General features: G+C 62.4%; 19 protein-coding genes. 5 read left to right on the forward strand and 14 right to left on the reverse strand.

Annotation, left to right across the window (positions count from 1 at the left end; translation table 11 throughout):
- Positions 1-2: 2 nt before the first annotated feature.
- The 11 genes from C0V82_RS16430 to C0V82_RS16480 form a co-directional block, all read right to left on the reverse strand.
- Positions 3-1,034 (reverse strand): glycosyltransferase family 4 protein, encoded by a 1,032-nt coding sequence (locus C0V82_RS16430; protein WP_102113564.1) that lies wholly within the window; start codon positions 1,032-1,034, stop codon positions 3-5.
- 552 nt (positions 1,035-1,586) lie between these two features.
- Positions 1,587-2,975, reverse strand: a complete 1,389-nt coding sequence (locus C0V82_RS16435) for an efflux transporter outer membrane subunit (RefSeq protein WP_102113565.1) — start codon at positions 2,973-2,975, stop codon at positions 1,587-1,589.
- Between the two features lie 5 nt (positions 2,976-2,980).
- Entirely contained in the window at positions 2,981-6,106 is a 3,126-nt protein-coding gene (locus C0V82_RS16440; RefSeq protein WP_102113566.1) for an efflux RND transporter permease subunit, read from the reverse strand.
- A 21-nt stretch (positions 6,107-6,127) separates the two neighbouring features.
- Positions 6,128-7,312 carry an efflux RND transporter periplasmic adaptor subunit gene (locus C0V82_RS16445; RefSeq protein ID WP_158659988.1) on the reverse strand — a complete coding sequence of 395 codons (1,185 nt, stop codon included), beginning with the start codon at positions 7,310-7,312 and terminating at the stop codon, positions 6,128-6,130.
- 447 nt (positions 7,313-7,759) lie between these two features.
- Positions 7,760-8,422 (reverse strand): hypothetical protein, encoded by a 663-nt coding sequence (locus C0V82_RS16450; RefSeq protein ID WP_102113568.1) that lies wholly within the window; start codon positions 8,420-8,422, stop codon positions 7,760-7,762.
- Between the two features lie 80 nt (positions 8,423-8,502).
- The gene (locus C0V82_RS16455) at positions 8,503-9,345 is read right to left on the reverse strand and encodes a ParB/RepB/Spo0J family partition protein (protein WP_158659989.1); all 843 of its coding nucleotides are present in this window, start codon (positions 9,343-9,345) and stop codon (positions 8,503-8,505) included.
- Positions 9,335-10,324, reverse strand: a complete 990-nt coding sequence (locus C0V82_RS16460; RefSeq protein ID WP_245924262.1) for a ParA family protein — start codon at positions 10,322-10,324, stop codon at positions 9,335-9,337. Before C0V82_RS16460 ends, C0V82_RS16455 begins: the two co-directional genes overlap by 11 nt.
- Positions 10,325-10,423: 99 nt before the next feature.
- On the reverse strand, positions 10,424-11,239 hold the full coding sequence (locus C0V82_RS16465; protein ID WP_102113570.1) for an alpha/beta fold hydrolase: 816 nt from the start codon (positions 11,237-11,239) through the stop codon (positions 10,424-10,426).
- A gap of 95 nt (positions 11,240-11,334) precedes the next feature.
- A complete protein-coding gene (locus tag C0V82_RS16470; RefSeq protein WP_054169117.1) occupies positions 11,335-11,547 on the reverse strand; it encodes an alkylphosphonate utilization protein in 213 nt (70 codons plus the stop codon).
- A 120-nt stretch (positions 11,548-11,667) separates the two neighbouring features.
- A complete protein-coding gene (locus C0V82_RS16475) occupies positions 11,668-12,990 on the reverse strand; it encodes a replication initiation protein (protein WP_102113571.1) in 1,323 nt (440 codons plus the stop codon).
- A gap of 701 nt (positions 12,991-13,691) precedes the next feature.
- Positions 13,692-14,267 carry a PAS domain-containing protein gene (locus C0V82_RS16480; RefSeq protein ID WP_102113572.1) on the reverse strand — a complete coding sequence of 192 codons (576 nt, stop codon included), beginning with the start codon at positions 14,265-14,267 and terminating at the stop codon, positions 13,692-13,694.
- Positions 14,268-14,393: 126 nt separating this feature from the next.
- Here C0V82_RS16480 and C0V82_RS16485 point away from each other — a divergent pair, with 126 nt between their 5' ends.
- Genes C0V82_RS16485 through C0V82_RS16500 form a run of 4 tightly spaced genes read left to right on the forward strand, consistent with a single transcriptional unit; the run spans position 14,394 to position 16,514 of the window.
- Complete coding sequence (locus C0V82_RS16485) at positions 14,394-14,900, forward strand: hypothetical protein (protein WP_102113573.1); 507 nt, start codon at positions 14,394-14,396, stop codon at positions 14,898-14,900.
- A gap of 58 nt (positions 14,901-14,958) precedes the next feature.
- Entirely contained in the window at positions 14,959-15,342 is a 384-nt protein-coding gene (locus C0V82_RS16490) for a hypothetical protein (protein WP_102113574.1), read from the forward strand.
- 51 nt (positions 15,343-15,393) lie between these two features.
- Complete coding sequence (locus tag C0V82_RS16495; protein ID WP_102113575.1) at positions 15,394-15,888, forward strand: copper chaperone PCu(A)C; 495 nt, start codon at positions 15,394-15,396, stop codon at positions 15,886-15,888.
- 11 nt (positions 15,889-15,899) lie between these two features.
- Positions 15,900-16,514, forward strand: coding sequence for an SCO family protein (locus C0V82_RS16500; RefSeq protein WP_158659990.1), 615 nt, complete (start codon positions 15,900-15,902; stop codon positions 16,512-16,514).
- On the opposite strand, the gene C0V82_RS16505 is transcribed toward C0V82_RS16500, so the two are convergent.
- On the reverse strand, positions 16,511-17,404 hold the full coding sequence (locus tag C0V82_RS16505; RefSeq protein WP_102114351.1) for a LysR substrate-binding domain-containing protein: 894 nt from the start codon (positions 17,402-17,404) through the stop codon (positions 16,511-16,513). The genes C0V82_RS16500 and C0V82_RS16505 overlap by 4 nt on opposite strands.
- 148 nt (positions 17,405-17,552) lie before the next feature.
- Between C0V82_RS16505 and C0V82_RS16510 the strand changes: the two genes are divergently transcribed.
- The gene (locus C0V82_RS16510) at positions 17,553-17,963 is read left to right on the forward strand and encodes a YbaN family protein (protein ID WP_102113577.1); all 411 of its coding nucleotides are present in this window, start codon (positions 17,553-17,555) and stop codon (positions 17,961-17,963) included.
- 71 nt (positions 17,964-18,034) lie between these two features.
- Here C0V82_RS16510 and C0V82_RS16515 read toward each other — a convergent pair whose 3' ends face one another.
- On the reverse strand, positions 18,035-18,229 hold the full coding sequence (locus C0V82_RS16515; protein ID WP_102113578.1) for an AbrB/MazE/SpoVT family DNA-binding domain-containing protein: 195 nt from the start codon (positions 18,227-18,229) through the stop codon (positions 18,035-18,037).
- A gap of 61 nt (positions 18,230-18,290) precedes the next feature.
- On the reverse strand, positions 18,291-19,040 hold the full coding sequence (locus C0V82_RS16520) for a substrate-binding periplasmic protein (RefSeq protein WP_158659991.1): 750 nt from the start codon (positions 19,038-19,040) through the stop codon (positions 18,291-18,293).
- Positions 19,041-19,121 lie beyond the last annotated feature (81 nt).

Below are 19,121 nucleotides of genomic sequence, written 5' to 3' on the forward strand. Positions count from 1 at the left end.
CTTCAGCGCGCCTCACCACCGACAACAGCAGCAGGTGCCGGAACGGCAGCTGTGCGGGCGATAGCAAAGCGGTACATCAGCAGCGTCAGTGCGACTGTCACGGCAAACCCGGAAACGCCGCCGACCAGGACACCCGCCGCGTTCGGCAGGGCCACCATAGACCAGTAGGCCAGGGCCGTGCGGGTGGGCGAAACCAGCCAGCGCAGCAAGTAATGATGCAGGTGCTCCCGGTCCGGGGAGAAAGGGGCGCGACCGGCGCGCAGGCGGCTGACGATCAGTCGCAGGCAATCGACCACCGGCAGCAGGAACAGGCCCATCAGCTGCATGTTGGTCAGGGTGCTGTCGGCGTGGCCCGTGATAGCCAGACCCAGCAGGCCCATGACAGCGGAGATACCATAAGCGCCACTGTCACCCAGGAAGATGCGACCACGCATGTTGAAGGCCAGGAACACCGCCCCGCCCGCCACGATCAGCAGGGCCAGCATCGACAGGGTGCCGGTACCGGCCAGCGCGAAGAACAGTGCCCAGATCATGGCCATGCCCGAGGCAACGCCATTGGCACCATCGCTCATGTTGAACGCATACTGGAAGCCAACAAGGCTGACGATTGTCAGCATCGCGCCCATGAAGGGCGGGACATCAACGCTGACATCACCGCCAAAATTCAGGGAGGTCAGGGCCAGATGCGGCGCCAGGATGATGGCGAAGGAGAACATCACCAGCGAAACCGACAGGCGCACGACGGGCGGCAGGTGCTGACGATCATCCACCATGCCCATGACGAACAGCACGACCATCACGGGCACGATTACCCAATGCAGGCCGACACCATCATTATAGGAAATACCGCCACCAATCAGCGTCGCAGGCAGCAGGATGGCCAGACCGCCCACCAGCGGCACCGCACCACGATGCAGCTTACGCAGGCTGTCAGGCTTGTCCATGATGCCCAGGGCATTGCCGATGGGCTTGGCCGCGAAGCAGATCAGGGCAGACAGGGCGATCTGCAGGATAAGGGCCAGAGGATATTCCAATTTTGCCACCCTTCAGGCGCGGGTTTGAGAGCTTGACCGTCAACAACACCGGAGCACCCGCCGTAGGTCCGTCGACATCGACGGAACGCGGAACTTCGATATCGAAACAGGCACTCCTTATTGAGGTTATCCCGCGGTCCGCCCCTTCGTACCGCAGTGCCGAAGCCGTGGCAGGTTTACCATAGGCTCCGATCTATCGGAAAGACATTACCGTAGGGAAGGTCTGCGCTGGAAGCGCAGACCGACAAAAACAACTTACTGACATGGAGATTATCATATCTGATGCCGGAAAGGCACAGTCTTTAGACGAGGGACCCTATGCCTTTGCGCAGGGGTCGGACACCGAAAATGGCAGATAGCAAGGACTTCCGGGGTAGTCCGGGGAGGTGGACCTATGACCTTGCCGTAGGGTGTCGTCACCGACTCGATAGCCATGAGGCAGGCCGGAATGGAGAAGGGGCGAGCCCGTCTGCACAGGCCCGCCCCCATGATGAAGGACTTGTTGCACTGCCGAAATGCTGCTCCTCACACGACCGTAGTCGTTGAGGAAGGTCAGGCCGGCGCGCGGTCCGACAATCCGCCGCCCAGCGCCTTATACAGCGTGACCAAATTTGAAAGCCGCTGCTGACGCAGGATGATCAAGCTGCTTTCCGCCGCATAAAGGCTACGCTGCGCATCCAGAACCTGCAGATAGCTGTCGACGCCCCGGTCATAGCGGGCCTTGGACAGGGTGTAGGTCTCCCGCGTGGCCGTCACCAAGGCCGTCTGGGCGGCCACCTGATCATCCAGGGTGGCACGGGCGGCCAGGGCGTCTGCGACCTCACGGAAGCCCGTGCGCACGGCGCCTTGATAGTTGGCGACGGCGATGTCCCGGTCCGCCTTGGCGACATCCAGGTTAGACTGGGTGCGACCAAAATCGAAAATGGGCAGGCTGGCATCAGCCCCGACATTCCAGACCTTGCTGCCGCCTTCGAACAGGCCGGACAGCGAGGTGCTGGCGGTTCCCAGCGCGCTGGTCAGGCCGATACGCGGGAAGAAGGCGGCGCGGGCCGCACCGATATTGGCGTTGGCGGCCCGCAGATTATGTTCGGCCTGCGCAATGTCGGGCCGACGGGTCAGCAGATCGGACGGCAGGCCTTCTGGCAGGGCCGGGACCAGCAAGGACCCTTCCTCCCCCAGGACCTTGTCGCCCGCCACCGTCACGGGGCTGCCCACCAGCAGGGTCAGGGCGTTTTCATCCAGTGCCACCTGACGGCGGAAAGCGGCAAGGTTGGCCCGCGCCGTCTCCAGCGTGGTTTCGGCCTGTCGAAGCTCCAACAGCGAACGGGCGCCCCGGTCGAAGGCCAGCTTGACCAGATCATAGCTTTCCTTCTGGGCGTTGAAGGTCCGCTCCGTCAGGGCCAATTGCTCCCGGTCGGCCAGCAGGGTCAGGTAGGCATTCGCCACCTCTGCAACCAGGGCCAGACGCGCCGTCTCCCGCGCGGCGGCGGTCGCGAAATAGCTTTCCAGGGCCGCGTCGGACAGGTTGCGCACGCGGCCAAAGAAATCCAGCTCGAACGCCGTGATGCCGGCATTGACCTGATACTGGTTACCCGTCTGGGTCACCGGTTCATTCACGCGGGCACGGGTTGCCGATGCGCCCGCCGTCACATTGGGCAGTTGATCCGCCCGCTGTACCCGATAGAGCGCGCGGGCCCGTTCGACATTGGCACTGGCAACCGCCAGATCATGGTTCTGGGCCAACGCCTGATCAATCAGGCCGCGCAACCCGTCATCCAGGAAGAAGTCGCGCCAGCCCAAATCGGCCACCGGTGCCGCCTGCGCCGCCGCCTGGGGATATGAGGCGGCGACGCCGGTGGATGGTGCCTGATAGTCAGGGGCCATGCTGCACCCTGCCAGCAGCAGCGGCAGCAGGGTCAGGGGAATAAGACGCTTGTTCATGTTGATCACTCCTGCCCCACCTTCGGCTTCTTGTGGCTGCCAAAGCGCAAAACCAGCTTTTCGACGCCGACAAAGAAGATCGGCACGAAGAAGATGGCCAGCACCGTGGCCGACAGCATGCCACCGACGACACCGATACCGATTGCGTTCTGGCTGCCCGATCCGGCACCGGATGCCAAAGCCAGGGGCGAAACACCCAGAATGAACGCCAGTGAGGTCATGATGATGGGGCGCAGGCGCTGACGGGCGGCCTCCAGGGTCGCATCCACCAGATCCATGCCCTTCTCATAATATTCCTTCGCAAACTCCACGATCAGGATGGCGTTCTTGGCCGATAGGCCGATGGTTGTGAGCAGGCCCACCTGGAAATAGATGTCATTGGCCATGCCGGTCAACGTGGCTGCAACCACGGCCCCCAGCACGCCCAGCGGCACCACCAGCATCACCGCGAACGGGATGGACCAGCTTTCATACAAGGCCGCCAGGCAGAGGAACACGACCAGCAGCGAGATGGCGTACAGAGCGGGTGCCTGTGCACCAGACAGCCGTTCCTCGTACGACAGGCCCGTCCAGGCAAAGCCGATGCCAGGCGGCAGCTTCGCCACCAGCTCTTCCATCGCCGCCATCGCCTGACCGGAGCTGTAGCCCGGTGCCGGCTGACCCTGGATGTTCATCGACGAGGTGCCCATGAACCGCTCAAGCTTGGGCGGACCATAGGTCCAGCTGGCCTTGGCGAAGGCGGAGAAGGGAACCATCTCCCCCCGGTCGTTACGGACATGCAGCTTCTGAATATCCTCCGGCAGCATGCGGAACGGCGCATCGGCCTGAAGGAACACGCGCTTCACGCGGCCACGGTCGATAAAATCATCAACATAGGTGGAGCCCCAGAAGGCCGTCAGCGTGGTGTTGATATCCGCGATTTGCAGGCCCAGCGCCGCTGCCTTGGCCTTGTCCACGTCGATGCTGAGCTGTGCGGTATCCTCCAGCCCATTGGGGCGTACACCCGCCAGGGCTGGATGCTGTGCGGCCATGCCCAGCAGCTGGTTACGCGCCGCCAGCAGCGCCTCATGCCCGGCCCCTGCCTCGTCCAGAAGCTGGAAATCAAAGCCAGTAGCATTGCCCAGTTCAAGAACGGCGGGCGGCGTGAAGGCAAAGGCCATCGCGTCCTTCAGGCCCATGAATGCCCCCATGGCACGCATGGCGATGGCTTGAGCGGTGTTGTCCGCCCCCTTGCGCTCCGACCAGTCTTTCAACTGGATGAAGACCATGGCGGAGTTCTGACCGCTACCCGCGAAGCTGAAGCCACCGATGGAGAAGACGCCCCGGATATTGTCCTTTTCCTGGCTCAGCAGGTAATCCTCAACCTGTTTCACCGTCTCCATGGTGCGTTCCTGGGTCGAACCCGGCGGCGCCATCACCATGGCAAAGATGATGCCCTGGTCCTCTTCCGGCAGGAAGGCGGTGGGCAGGCGCAAGAACAGCACACCCAGGATCGCCACCAGACCCGCGAATACCAACAGGAACCGCTTGCTCCGCCGCACCACGCCGCCGGTGGCGGACACGTATGACTGGTTGGCGCGGTTGAAGCCACGGTTGAACCAGCCAAAGAAGCCGCCACGTTCATGGTGATCCTGCGGCTTCAGGATGGTGGCGCAGAGCGCCGGGGTCAGCACCAGCGCCACCAGCACCGACAGGGCCATGGCCGATACGATGGTGATGGAGAACTGGCGATAGATGACGCCCGTGGAGCCGGGGAAGAAGGCCATGGGCACGAACACGGCCGAAAGGACCAGGCCGATGCCGACCAGGGCACCCGTAATCTGCTCCATGGATTTTCGCGTGGCCTCACGCGGGGATAGTCCCTCCTCCGCCATCACCCGTTCTACATTTTCCACGACCACAATGGCATCGTCCACCAGCAGGCCGATGGCCAGCACGACGCCGAACAGGGTCAGGGTATTAATGGTGAAACCGAATGCCGCCAGGATACCGAAGGTACCCAAAAGCACGACCGGAACCGCGATGGTCGGAATGATGGTCGCCCGGAAGCTCTGCAAGAACAGGTACATGACCAGGAAGACCAAAACCACGGCCTCGGCCAGGGTCTTGACCACTTCCTGGATCGACAGCTTCACGAACGGCGTCGTCTCATACGGATATTCGACATCCACACCCGCCGGGAAGCTTGGGCGCAGCGCCTCGATCGCCTGCTTCACCGATGCCGCGGTTTCCAGCGCATTGGCACCCGTCGCCAGATTGACGGCGAGGCCGACCGCATTCATGCGGTTGTAACGGGAAACGAAGTCATAGCTCTCGCCACCCAGTTCCACCCGCGCGACATCGCGCACATGAACGGCTGCACCATCACGGCTGGACTTGATCAGGATGGCGCCGAACTGCTCAGGCGTTTGCAGGCGGCTCTGTGCCGTCACGGTGGCATTCAGCTGCTGCCCCTTGACCGACGGGGTGCCGCCGACCTGTCCCGCAGAGACCTGGGCATTCTGGGCTTTGATCGCCGCCGATACCTCGTCTACGGTGATGCCAAGGCCCGCCATCTTGACGGGGTCCAGCCAGATGCGCATGGCATAGCCACCGCCGAACACCTGCACCGAACCGACACCATTCACACGGCTGATCGGGTCCTGAACGCGCGAGGCGACGAAGTCCCCCAGGTCATTGCCGTCCAGACGGCCATCCTTGGATACAAAACCGGCAACCAGAAGGAAGCTGGCCGATGCCTTGGACACGACAACGCCGCGCTGCTGCACTTCCGACGGAAGCGAGGACAAAGCCGGCGTCACCTTATTCTGCACCTGCACCTGGGCAATGTCGGCATCGGTACCGGCATTGAAGGTCAGGGTGATGGTGACGCTGCCCGACGCATCGCTGGTCGAGGAAAGGTAGCGTAGATTATCGATGCCCTTCAGGTTCTGTTCGATGACCTGGGTGACAGTCTTTTCCAGCGTTTCAGCCGACGCACCTGGATAGGAGGCGCTGACCGCGATGGAAGGCGGTGCGATGGCCGGATATTGCTCAATCGGCAGACGCATGATGGACAACGCGCCGGCCAGCATGATCACGATGGCGATCACCCAGGCAAAGACCGGGCGATCAATGAAGAACTTCGCCATTTCGGTTCTCTCCGGGAATGATCAGCGGGCCGGGGCAGGTGCTGCACCCGCCGCGGCAGGAGCCGGATTATAGGGCACGGGCTTGACCGGTGCGCCGGGGGCAGCCTTCAGCACGCCCTGGACAATCACCCGTTCCTTGGGCGCCAGACCCTTGGTCACCACCCACTGGTCCCCGACGGCCTTAGCCGCCGTGACAGGGCGGATTTCCACCTTGTCTTCCTTACCCACCACCATGGCGGTGGCTACACCACCGGGACCGATGATCACGGCCTGCTGCGGCACCAACATGGCATCGGCCCGCGTGCCCTGATCCACCACCGCACGCACGAACATACCGGGCAAAAGCTCCAGGCGCGGATTCGGGAAGGTGGCGCGCAGACCGATGGTGCCCGTGCCTTCATCCACCGTGATGTCGGAGAAGTCGAGCGCCCCGTCTTCGGCATAGGCGGTGCCATCGGGCAGGATCAGTTTAACCTTCAGCTTTCCGCCTTCCGGGATCGTCGCCTCCCCCGCCGCGACCTGACGGCGCAGTGCCGCTACCGCGTCAGCAGACTGGGTCAGGTCGATATAGATCGGGTCGAGCTGCGTGACGCTGGTCAGCATTTCAGCCTGACCCGCCGTAACCAGGGCACCTGGCGTAACGCGCGAGCGGCCCACCCGGCCCGCGATCGGCGAGGTCAGGCCTGCATAATCCAGATTGATGCGGGCCGTTTCAACGGCAGCCTTGGCGGCGGCGACCGCCGCCTCCCGCGCGCCCAATTCGGCCATGGCATCATCATATTCCTGCTGGCTGACGCCCTTCACGGCAACCAGTTCCTTGTAGCGGCCAGCACGCGCCTTGACGGAGGTCAGCTGCGCCTCCGCACTTTTCAAATCGGCCTGTGCCTGCGCCAGGGCGGCGCGGTAGGTCGCGGGATCGATCTGGTAGAGCGATTGCCCAGCCTTCACATCACTGCCTTCCGTGAACAACCGGTCCTTGATGATGCCCGACACCTGCGGGCGGATTTCCGCCACGCGATAGGGTGTCACGCGACCGGTCAGTTCCGACGTCAGTGTATAAGGGGCGGGATTGACGGCAACCACAGCCACCTCCGGCGGCGGCATTGCGCCCATGCCCATCCCGGCGCCACCACCATCCTGACCACAGGCGGTAAGCGTCAATGCCAGAAGAAACAGGGAACCGGAAAGCCGGGTGGTCGTGCGCATGACGTGAGTTCCTTGAACTTTATTGTTACCGGTTCGGCCGGTCATGAAATTACATCCGGTCGCGGATGTATCATGAATGGCCGCCGTTGGGTATGACGAAGCCGGCCACGGCACTTAGCACTTTCGTGATAAACGTCGCGGCGCCGCAAAGACCGCCCTGCCAAACAGCGGCCTTGAAGGAATTTCGGCTTTTATCGGGTGAACGTGGATCATTTCATGTGATCCCAATCACAAAGCCGCCGCAAACAGGGCGGCAAACCCCCGTTGCAAAATTTCCGGTATCAGAAAGTTTATTTCTGTGCGCAAAGCCCCCTCCTGTTTCGCCCGATGCCGGTTGCTATCAGGAAGACGAACGGAGATAGGGCAATCCGACATGCTGTCGAATTTTTTCAAGGGTAGCACAGCGATAAGCCCCCAGGGGGTAAGGATTCCCCCGGAAGGTAAGGATCAGAAACCGCCCGGCACGCGATAGATATCCGGTTCCTTGGGCTTCTCAACATAGGACAACCGAAGGCTGGCACCGGCCACTTCCGGCTGCGCATCGGGTTTGGCCGACGGCTTCTTGGTAATCCCCAGGATCAGCTCCGTCAGGCGGCCCTGCACGTCACTTCCCTGAAAAACCAACACATTATCATCGCCCAGCGACTGGTTCAGGATCAGGCCTTCCTGCCGGTACCCCTGACTCAGAAGATAATTGCGCAGGGCGTTGGCGGTGCCGACAATCTGTTCCGGCTTGGTCGGAGACCCGATCTCCTGCCCCCAGATCACATTCACCCGGAACAGCTTCTTGGTCTTGTACCCCAAGAGGTAAGCAATCACCGCCGGCCCGCTTTCGGGCAGCAGGTCATTGACCTTCACGATGAGGGCCGTCGTTCGCTCCGTGGGTTCTTCCACCCGCTGGATTGCATCGCCTGACAGCTTGAAATCCTTACCGATGGCGTCGCGCACCTGTGCCTCGGTCATGCCGAAGCGGGCATTGCGGAACCCCTCCACCTGCGCCGGTTTGGCCGCCTGGGCCGGTGCCGCCGGACTGGTGGCAGGCCGATTCTGGGCGATTGCGGGGCTTACGGCCAGCATCGCCACCATGGCTGCCGTCAGTATCCAACGCATCGTCACGCCTTCCTTACGCCTTGGGGGAGAATCGACAATCCTTACCGTTTGGGGGAGCAGTTGCTTGCGACGTCGCAAGTTCAGCCCTTGATCAAACGGTCGATCCGGTCACGCAGGGCCGTCAGGCTCTGCACCTCATCGTCGGCCAACCGGCCAGCCCGATCCGACAGCTTATCGAGGCTGCGGCCCAGTTTGCGGGCGACAGTCAGGACTGGGCTTTCGACCACCGGCTCCGTCGGCTTCTGCTTGGCGACACGCAATTCCTTGATGGTCGCCCCTTCCTTGATGCGCGACCAGAGGGCAAGGCGCGCCTCCTCCCCTTCCGTATCGGCCAGGACGAACAGGTGGCTCTTGGTCACCTTGTCCCGGAATGCGGGATATTCAGCTTGCACCTTCTCCGGCAGGCCACGCAGGGCCAGCAAGCGGGAGACCTCCGACTTGGACAGGCCGACAACGGCGGCCAATTGTTCCTGGGCATAATTATGCCGTTCACCCAGACGGGACAGGGCGGAGGCGGTTTCCAGCGCATCGAGATCGCGGCGCTGGAGATTCTCCACCAGCGCCACTTCCTCAATATCGCCCTTGGTGATGACGGCGAAGATCGTGGGCTTGCCCAGCAGGCCATGGGCACGCCAGCGCCGCTCCCCCGCAGCGATGATGTAACCGCCTTCGGCGTGCTTCTTCACCAGGATCGGTTGCAACAGTCCATTGTGGCGGATGCTGTCGGCCAATTCCATCAGGGCGGCGGGATCGAAATGCCGGCGCGGTTGTTCCGGGTTGGGATGAACCTGATCCAGGTCCAGTTCCACCAGTTCCGGGAAATCTGCGGAGGTGCCGAACAGCCGGTTCAACCCGCTGTCGCGCGGAACCGCCGGCGTGGCGGGGGCAAGCGCCGGATTGGTGCGGGCGAGCTTACGCGACACGGGCTTCCTCCGTCTGGTCGGCTTCAAGCAGGGAACTGGCCACCTCCCGGAAGGGGGCGACAATGGCGGGGTCGGATGCCACATCCACGGTCGGCTGTGCGGCGGCCACCGATTGCGGGAAAATGGTGGAGCGCGGCACCGGTGTGAAGATGCGAAGGCTGCCGCCAAACCGTTCCGTCAGGTCGGCCAGGGTGGCGCGGTCCTGCGTATGGCGCGACGTGAACATGGTGGGCAGGATGCCAATGATCGACAGGTCGGGATTACCCCGCCGCCGCACCTTGGCGATGGTGTCCAGCAGCAGCGGCACGCCCATCATGGCCAGCATTTCCGTCTGCACGGGAATCAGCACGCCCGTCGCGGCCGCCAGCGCGTTCAACGTCATCATGCCCAGATGCGGCGGGCAATCCAGCAGGATATAGTCGTAGGAGCGCGACACGCTGGACAGCTTCTCCCGCAGGACCAGCGTGCCCATCGGTTCGGCCATCAACTCCGTCTCCGCCGCCGACAGCAGGATGGTGGAGGGCAGAAGATGGAAGCGCCCGTCACATACCGGCATCACCGCACCGGATACGGGCTGATCCTTCAGCATGACGTGATAGGTGGTGCGCCCGGCGTCGGATGCCTCGGCTTGGCTGATACCCAGATGGACGGTCGCGCTGGCCTGCGGGTCGGCATCAACCAGCAGCACGCGCTGACCCAAGGCCGCCAGGGCCGCGGCGATATTCACGGCGGCACTGGTCTTACCCACCCCGCCCTTCTGGTTGGAAATGGCGATAATGGTGGCGCGGTCACGCTGCCGCCGGGCCGGGGCCACTACGATATCGGCCACGGCCTGCGGGATCTTCTCCGTCCCGCCTTCCCAGCGCGAAACGCGGCCCTTATCGTACCGGCGGCCCAGGCGGGCATTCAGCCAGTCGGCAAAGGCCTGCTGCGTATCCCCCCGCGCCTCGCGCGCAGCCCTCAACGCCGCCCCATCCATGATGCGCCCCCAACTGCTTGTGGCCGTTTCTGACGTGGGAGCATAGGGAGTGGTTGACGGTCTGTCAACTGGTGGGGTTGTGGGGCGTCAACAGCGGGATCAATAATCCACCCCGTGCAGGAAGTCCGCTGCCGCGTTGGCCCATTCCACCGGGCTCTGGTCCAGGATGTCGATGCCGCCGCCGTCAATGGCGTGGAAGGCGAAGTCGGGGCGCATGCGGTGGGCGTCCAGCGCTGCCTGATAGATCATGTCGCCTGTATTCGTCAGGATCAGGGTCGGCTGGCGCAGGGCCATCAGCGGGCTTTCCTGGCGATACGCGAAGGCGGCGGCGTGGCCGTACCAGTAGGTGCCCATGGCATAGGCCTGCATGGCCTGCACCACATAGTCGGTGATGCGGTCCAGGCTGACACTGCCGGCGGCATAGCGCTCGCGGATCTTCGCCACCTCCACCATGTGGGCGGCCTCTGGCAGGGCCGTGAAGGCCTTTTCCCGCTCCACTATATCGGTGATCAGGGCCTGACGCACAGTGTCGGAAATCAGCAGCGGGCCTCCCAGGATGCAGGCGCTGATCAGGTCAGGATAAAGGTTCGCGGCCTCATTGCTAACCAGTGCGCCGGTATGGTGGCCGCCGATGGCAGCGCGCCGAATACCCAAGGCGTCCAGCAATGGCGGGATGGCGGCGGCATAGTCGGCGATGCTGGGCGGTGATACCGGCGGGTCGGAGAGGCCGAAGCCGGGCAGATCCAACGCGATGGGCCGTATGCCCCGGTCCAAAAAGGGCTGGAAAACATGGTCATATTCGTTGGCCGACATAATGGCCTGATGCACAAGGACCAGCGGCTTGCCCTTGCCGCCATCCCAATAGTGGATCTGGCCACAGGGACCGTCCGCATAACCACGCCGCAGCCGCACCATCTTTTCCTCCCCCAATCAGCTTAATGCCCGCAGCATCACCGGAAGCGGACCGGGGAACATCCCATGTCAACGCGGCTGTTCGACAGACGGTCAGATCAGGCTTTCTTGACGAAGCAGGTCTTCAGGACTAGGCCCTTCACCTTTTCCACCTTGCCCTCGATCTCTTCGGGATCATCGGTCAGGTGGATGCTCTTGACGACGGTGCCGCGCTTCAGCGTGACATTGGCACCCTTGACCTTCAGGTCCTTGATCAGGGTGACGCTGTCACCCTCGGCCAGGATATTGCCGTTGCAGTCCTTCACGTCCATTGTCCGCATCCCTTGCCAGTTAGTTGGTGCAGACCATAGTGCAGGTGGGGTAGCGACCCGATTTGCCGATTGCACATCGCGCCCCGGCCACAATGTGCATCTCTTGAAATTATGGCCAGACTATCGACCCTGGCGTGCAGCCTGAAACTCAACCTCGCTGATGCTGCCCGATGTCAGCGAAGACAGCACGGTGCGCATCGTCGCCTCATGGCTGCGCCGGGCCGTCTCCGCCGTTGCGGCATGGCCGGCGCGCAGCACCAGCTTGCGGGTGCCGCGCGCCGTTTCCTCGATCCCGATCACGCTGAGGTCACGCAGCAGGGGACCGGGCACCTGCTTCTGGCTGAGCGCATGACGGGCGGCGGCCCACAATGCCTCGGCATCGTCGGCATCGGGCAAGGGCGGGGCGGGTTCCGGCAGGGAGCGGGGTGCGGCGGCCAGGGCCGGCTTCGTCCCCTCCCCCGCCTCGCGCCGGGTTTTGCGGCCCGTGGAGCTGCGTTCACGTTCCAGGAAAGTGTCGGCAGCCTCGTCCTCATCCTTGGCGTGGAAATCGAGGGTCACTTCCTCGATCTTGCGGCCTTTTCGCTTCATCTTCTCTTCCGGCATTTCCACGCGGAAGGGAGCTAACTGGTTTACCTCGGCCATGGCGCGGTCGATGGTGCGGGTGCGCAGGATGCCGAAATCCTTGTACGCCCCCTCAGGCACATTCAGCAGTTTGCGCAGCGTTTCGATATCCAAGGTCAGAGAAGGATGGTCCATCTGATAGCGCTGCATCCCGATCTCATAGAGCTTCAGGGCGTAGGTGCTGGTGACCTTGACCATGGCCGGACCCGACAGACGCGCCCAGAGCTGGGACGAGCGCTGGAGTTCCAGAAATGCGTCGGTGAACTGGAAATGGATGTCGGTGCTGTCGATCTCCACCTCATCCTCCGGCCGGACATAGGAAGAGAGGATGCGCAATTCCGCACGGCTGCGCCGCCCTCGGAACGGGCCGATCACGACCAGGGAGCTTTCGTAGATCTCCTTCACCGCGTCGAAGATGCGCTCATTGCCCTTGTGGTTGCCGCGCACCACCTTCTTGGGCAGGCGGTAGAGCTTGTTGGCGAAATTCTGGCTGCCGGCCAGATGGATCATGAAATTCAGCATCTTCTGCGCCGGCAGGGATAAGCGCGAGCCGTTGGCGGGGTAGGAATAGACCGCCTCTGCCGCCTTGATCAGATGCTTGTAGCCGTCGCGTTCAAAGGTGGCAGAGGCCACCCTCGCCGTCTGACCCATCCGGTCCAGGGCCGGCAGGTTCTCCCCCCCACCACTGCCTTCCACCAGACTGCCTTCCAGGTCAATCACCACGCCGCTGTCGCCGGCAGAGGGGACATAGGGTACGATGGCAGCCAAGGGTTCATCCCGCACCGATTCGGAACTGCTGGTCTTGCGGCGGCTGGGTGGCATGGCAGGGTCCCCTCTCTTGGGACGGAAGTTAGTCCCTTCCTTACAGCCTGTGCAAGTAAGGAAAGGTGTTTTCCACAGGGATTTCCATGCCTTACCGGATGGGGGAAACACTTACGCCCCGGGGCGTGGGTGAAATGCCCCCGAGACGTGGGGAAAGCCACCCCCGCGCTGTAAGGATGATGCCCAAAAACCCCAGCAAATCCGCCCGTCTCCGGTCCTTAGAATCTTTACTAGAATCTTGGAACACTAAACAGGATAGGATTTTTGGGTTGATTGAGAGATTTGGTGGGGATGGGTCTGCACTAACTTGAACCGATATTGCGTTCGATTATTTCCGACTCGTAAGGCCTCATCCTTACTGTTTGGGGGATTGGCGACTCCGAACGTGATGTGCTGGCCCATTCCTTACACCGCGGGGGAATCCTTACTGTTTGGGGGCCTGTCATGGGCAGCTTGGCACGCCCCCACGGCGTAAGGAGTAACTTCCCCCAAGCCGTAAGGAGACTCGGGATTTTACTTCTGCCCTGTGGTCCTGGGGACTCGGAGGATGGTGAGGCAGGTAAAGGGCTTCAGGCCCCCGAGAGGTAAGGATGCGCTCCCCCAGGCCGTAAGGATTCCGGGCGTATCCTTCATCCCCCAGGGAGTAAGGATGCGCCGAGTCCCAGCTATGCCGCCCACTCCCCCAAACGGTAAGGAAAAGGTCAGCGTTCTGTGCTGCGCAGCGCCTCGACAAGGTCCAACTCCATTTCCAGGCAACGCCAGTCCATGGAAGAGCGCAGATTTCCCTTGGGCAGAATCATCAACATCGCGAATCCGACTTCGCCCGTGTCGTCAAGCAAAGGCAGCATCAGACGGTGATAGCCCAGCTTTTCCGTGAAGACACGGAACCGGCGATCAGAGAAAACCGGGCCTCCCAATTCCAGCATGCGACGGTAAGCGTCGCGCACTTCCGCCAATGTCTGGCCTTTATAGCATTGCGACAACAGCTTGCCGGTCAGGGGGGAGCCGAACAGTTTCACCAGTCCCTGCCCCGCCCACAGATACCGCGCCTGTTCCACGCCCAGGCGCAGGTCGACCAGAGCCAGGTTGTTGGCGATGCTGCGCAAGGCAACAGGGGTAAAGTCCAGGGCGCGCGGTATGCGAGGGCCAGCGGCGCATTCGCGCCACTGGTCACGGAGTTCCACCATTAGATCCGGCGTGTCCTGCAAAGGCTCGCCCGCGTGGGTTTCCCACATGCCAAATGGCGCCGCGAGACGGGAAAAGATCAGCATGCCCATGAATAAACCTTTCGATAAGTCAGAATGGCCTCTCGGTCATGAGGTGGCAACAGGCATTCAATTGTTGAGAATGATTATTAATATCTCTATTGTTGCGACGTCGCATCTCCACAAGGATCAAGGAACATGCAGATCGACCGTCGCGGCCGTGCCCGTCCCCATCGCCCCGCCATCGCCGGCAACATGCCCTTTGTGGCCCTGTACCCATCGGCACGGCTGGCCTTGTGGGGCCTGCGCTATTGGGCGGCATGCACGGGACAGGGGCGGTGCCCTTCCCTGCTGCTGCGGGATGTTTATGCATCGGCGGGGGTTCCCCTTGCCCCTTTCAATATCGACCGGTTGATGCGGATATTCCTGATCGCGGCCCGGCATCCGCCGGCGTTGGGTTGCCCTGCCTGTACCCGGCTGACCGATGACGAGGCGGAATTGCTGAATGCGATGATCAATGCTCAAGGCGGAGACGGCGTCGGTTTGGAACCTATAATGACGGCATGGTTACCACCGGAGGCAGCGCAGACGGCGGGTGCCGTTTTGGAAGGGTATTCACGGCTGATGCTGGATGCCGGTTACGACCTGTCATCCGATCGGGTGCCGGTGTTGGAGCGGGCACCGGTGGGTAGCCGCTTGCATTGAGCCTGTGTGGGCTTGCGACAACAGAACATTGGACAGCGCCCCGCCCGCATGGCATCGCATGGATATGACAGGCGCCATGATCATGCGGCAGGGTGGTTGGCGGGGCTGGACAGCGTGGATGCTGTTGCCGGCGCTGATGCTCGTCGCCCTTCTGCCGCGCGGCTACATGCCGGACACGGCCGCACTGGCGCGGGGCGCGTTGACCCTGACGCTGTGCCGTGTGGTGCAGGTGACGCTGGATGGAACTGGCACTCAGACGGTTGATCATGGGCTCGCCTGCCCCTTCGGCCTGCTGCCAGTGCCGTCAGGGCCGGTGGAACAGGCCGGCATTCCGTTGCCACGGCTTTGGGACCGGGTGCCGATGCTTCTGCTGCCGGGATTGATCCGGCATGTCCCGATCTGGGCCCATGGATTGGGTGCGCGGGGACCGCCGGGGATATGACCTCCCCTGCCCCAACCCTGTTCCATGATGTTTAACAGACGGAATTAATCCATGCGCACGTTTGCCCATCGCCTGTTCCTTTCCGCCGCTGTCCTGCTGCTGGCCGGTGCCGCGCAGGCGGAGATCAGTGTCACCAGCCCCTTCTCCCGCGCCTCTGCCCCCACGGCAAAGGCCGGCGCCGCCTTCCTGACGCTCAGTATCGATGCCGGCAGTGACAAGCTGCTGGGCGGCAGCAGCCCGGTGGCGGACAAGGTGGAACTGCATACCCACCTGATGCAGGATGGCATCGCCAAGATGCGTCCGGTCGATGGGGGAATCCCGGTCACAGCGGGAACGCCGACCGAGTTGAAGCCCGGTGGCTTGCATATCATGCTGATCGGCCTGAAGGCACCGCTGAAGCAGGGTGAAAGCTTCCCCCTGACCCTGAACTTTGAGAAGGCAGGGGCGGTGAGTGTCAATGTGCCGGTACAGGGGCCGGGTGCCAAGGCACCGATGGCCGAGCATGACCATGGCGGTCATGGCGAGCATTCCGGCCATCAGCACTGATTGTCCGTATCGTGAAGCGTCGGACATTCTGGACTGGCCTGGCCGTGTTGGCGACTGCCGCACTGCTGGGCACCGTTGTCCTGGTCGCTGACCGATTGTCACCGAAGAAGTCGGAACAAGGACAGGGGCGCGCCGCCATCGGTGGCCCCTTCTCCCTGACCGACCATACGGGGCAGCCGGTCACCCAGGACATTCTCAAGGGCAAAATCTCGCTGGTCTATTTCGGCTATAGCTTTTGCCCCGACATCTGCCCGACCGATTTGCAGTTGATCGGGCAGGCGTTGGATCAGATGACGGACGAAGAACGCGCCGAAGCCCAGGCCCTGTTCATCACCATCGACCCGGAGCGTGATACCGGGCCGCAATTGGCGGGGTATGTGCCCCTGTTCCATCCGCAGCTCCGGGGCCTGACCGGTACCCCGGAGCAGATCGACGCTGCCGCCAAGGCTTACCGTGCTTATTATAAGAAGGTGTCAGCAGAAGAAGCGGGAACGTCCGACTATCTGATGGATCATTCCGCCTTCATCTATCTCATGGACCGCAACGGGACCTTCGTCCGCGTTTTCGGCCATGGGGTGGAGCCGGCGGAAATGCTGGAATGGTTCCGTAAGGTCCGCGTGGGTTAGGTTCCCCCAGGATGTAAGGTTCGGATCACCGCTGCCACCGCCTCCACGGCTGTGCGGCGGGGAAAGGTCTCGCGGAAGGCCAGACGAACCGTGCGGCCCGCCGTTCCGGGGGTCAGGGGGCGCGTCACCGTGCCAGACACGGGGGACGCGCGCCCCGCCACCGCCACGGCGGGCGCCAGGGTGCAGCCATAGCCGGCGGCCACCATGTTCAGCAGCATTTCCAGGCTTGTTGCGCGAAGGTCGGCCCGCCCGCCGCCCGGCTGCTTACAGGCTGCGAGCGCCTGATCACGCAGGCAATGGCCATCGGCCAGTACCAGCATCTCGACATTCTCAAGCTGCGCTGAACTCACCTGCCCTTCCCCCGACAGCGGATGGGCTTCCGGAATGACCAGCAGGAACGGTTCGTCGAACAGCGGGATGTCGACAATCCCATCCTCTGTCACATCGGTCGCCAGAAGGGCGGCATCCAGTTCATGACGGCGCAGACGCGTTAGAAGATTGTCGGTGATATCTTCCCATAGCATCAGGTCCAGGTTTGGATAGTGCTGTTTCAGCGGGCCCAGCACGCGTGGCATCAAGTATGGTCCCAATGTCGGGATGACCCCAAGACGTAAGGAACCTGCCAGCGGGTCGCGCCAGCCCTTGGCCAAGGCAGCGATGGCATCGGCATTCTCCACGGCGGCGCGGGCCAGCGGCAGGATCTGTTCCGCCGCCGGCGTCGGGACGACGGACTTATTTGTCCGCTCGAACAGGGTCATGCCCAGCATTTCCTCCAGTTTTCTCAACTGACCGGAAAGGGTGGGCTGGCTGACATGGCAGGCCTCTGCTGCCCGTCCGAAATGGCGATGGTCGGCCACGGCGATGACATAGCGCAGGTCCCGTAGATTCATCTTTTCACCCCAGAACGCATAATAGGTTCTGCCGATCATTATCATTCGAACAATCAATTGTACCAGTTGAAATGACCGAACTACCGTACGGGATGCTTGTCGTTTGGCCTGATTGCGACGTCGCAATCACAGGTCAGGAGAAGAGATTATGAAACGACCCTTTCCTGTGCCCCGGCCCATCGCCCGTGGTCTTTACCGGCTTGGTGCCAGCCTATTCCTTCTGCTGGGCATGGTCGGCATGGTTTTGCCGGTCATGCCGACGACGGTATTTCTGCTGCTGTCGGCATGGTGCCTGGTCAGGTTGGGTGATCCACGTGTGGATCGGCTGCTGCGGCATCCGCGTTTTGGTACGCCTTTGCGGCTGTTCCTGGAGCAGGGGCAGGTGACACGGCGGGGTAAGATGGCGGCGTTGGCAGGGATGAGTGTGGGAGCGGGCATCCTGTACATTGCCGCCGAGGGGCAACCCTGGCTGGCCGGCGGCGCGATCGGATTGCTGGCCCTGGCCGCCCTCTATGTCGTATCACGGCCCGAATCACGCCCCCAAACGGTAAGGAACTAGATCGAAGCCGCCTGTGGCTTTCCAACGGAAACTTTAAAAGCCCATGGTCGCCAACACATGGGCTTTCTTTTTTATGAGCCTTTGCCCGTTCGGCCCAGCATGCTTTTCAGCAGTTTCTCCCCCGGCGCCTTGGCCGGGGCTGCCAGTTCGACGCGGTGATCGGCGGTCAACAGCACAGTTAGACGGTCACCGGGCTTCAGGCCCAGATGCTCCAGCATCTCCGGTGTTAGTGTAATGCCGCCGTCGGGGCCGATGTTCGTGTCCATGGCATGATCCAAAATGGTTTGGTCACCAGATTAGGACGGGCCACGTGGCAGGGCAATGGGATCAGGAGGGTGGCTTTGACACCAGCAGATCGGGTATCGCCCCCTCCACCCGCAGCTGTGCCAGCCCTTGGTTGAACGCATCGAGAATCTGTTGGGCATTCGGGTGGTCGCGGGCAACGATCAGATGCAGGGTTGCCTCGCTGGCGGCGGGACCGGGTACGGTGGCCAGCTTCTCCCGTTCAGACAGCTCTGCACGGCGGGCAACGGCGATGCGTTCATCCTCCACCATGAAATCGGCCCGGTCGCCCACAATCATCGACAGGCAACTGCGCTGCTGGGTCGGGGTCACCCGCTGCACATCACCCTGCCGGATCAGAAAATCCATCCAGGGCGGCAAGCCATAACCGACGGCAGCGCAAACCCGCTTGCCCTTCATCCAGCCGCTGGCCATGGCGGCCCGTTCATTGCCCAGGGCCACGATCAGATGCTGCCGCACCGTCGTGATCGGTTCGGAGTACAATACTTCCCGCATGCGCTGTTCGGTGCGGATATAGGGGAAGGTCCCATCGAACCGGTGGGCTAACAGGCCTTCATAGCCGCGGCGCCACGGTTCTACGGTTAAGGTCACGGGCTGACCGGATTTGGCGAAGGCCTGCCGCACCAGCGCAGTGACAGGGCCGCCGTCCGGCAGCCTGTCATCCACATAGGGGGCATAGTCAGTGCCCGTAACCAGCCTTAACGGTGCTGTCTCGGCCAATGCCGACACGGGGGCAAGCGACAAGACCAGCAGGACCATCGCCAAACGCCGCACCTGATGCCCCCGAAGACCATCAAAACCCTGATCAGACTATGGTTAACCATAGTCCGTGGTCAATCGAAGGTTAGAGAATTC

Origin of the sequence: Niveispirillum cyanobacteriorum (genome assembly GCF_002868735.1) — a bacterium.
GTDB lineage: Bacteria > Pseudomonadota > Alphaproteobacteria > Azospirillales > Azospirillaceae > Niveispirillum > Niveispirillum cyanobacteriorum.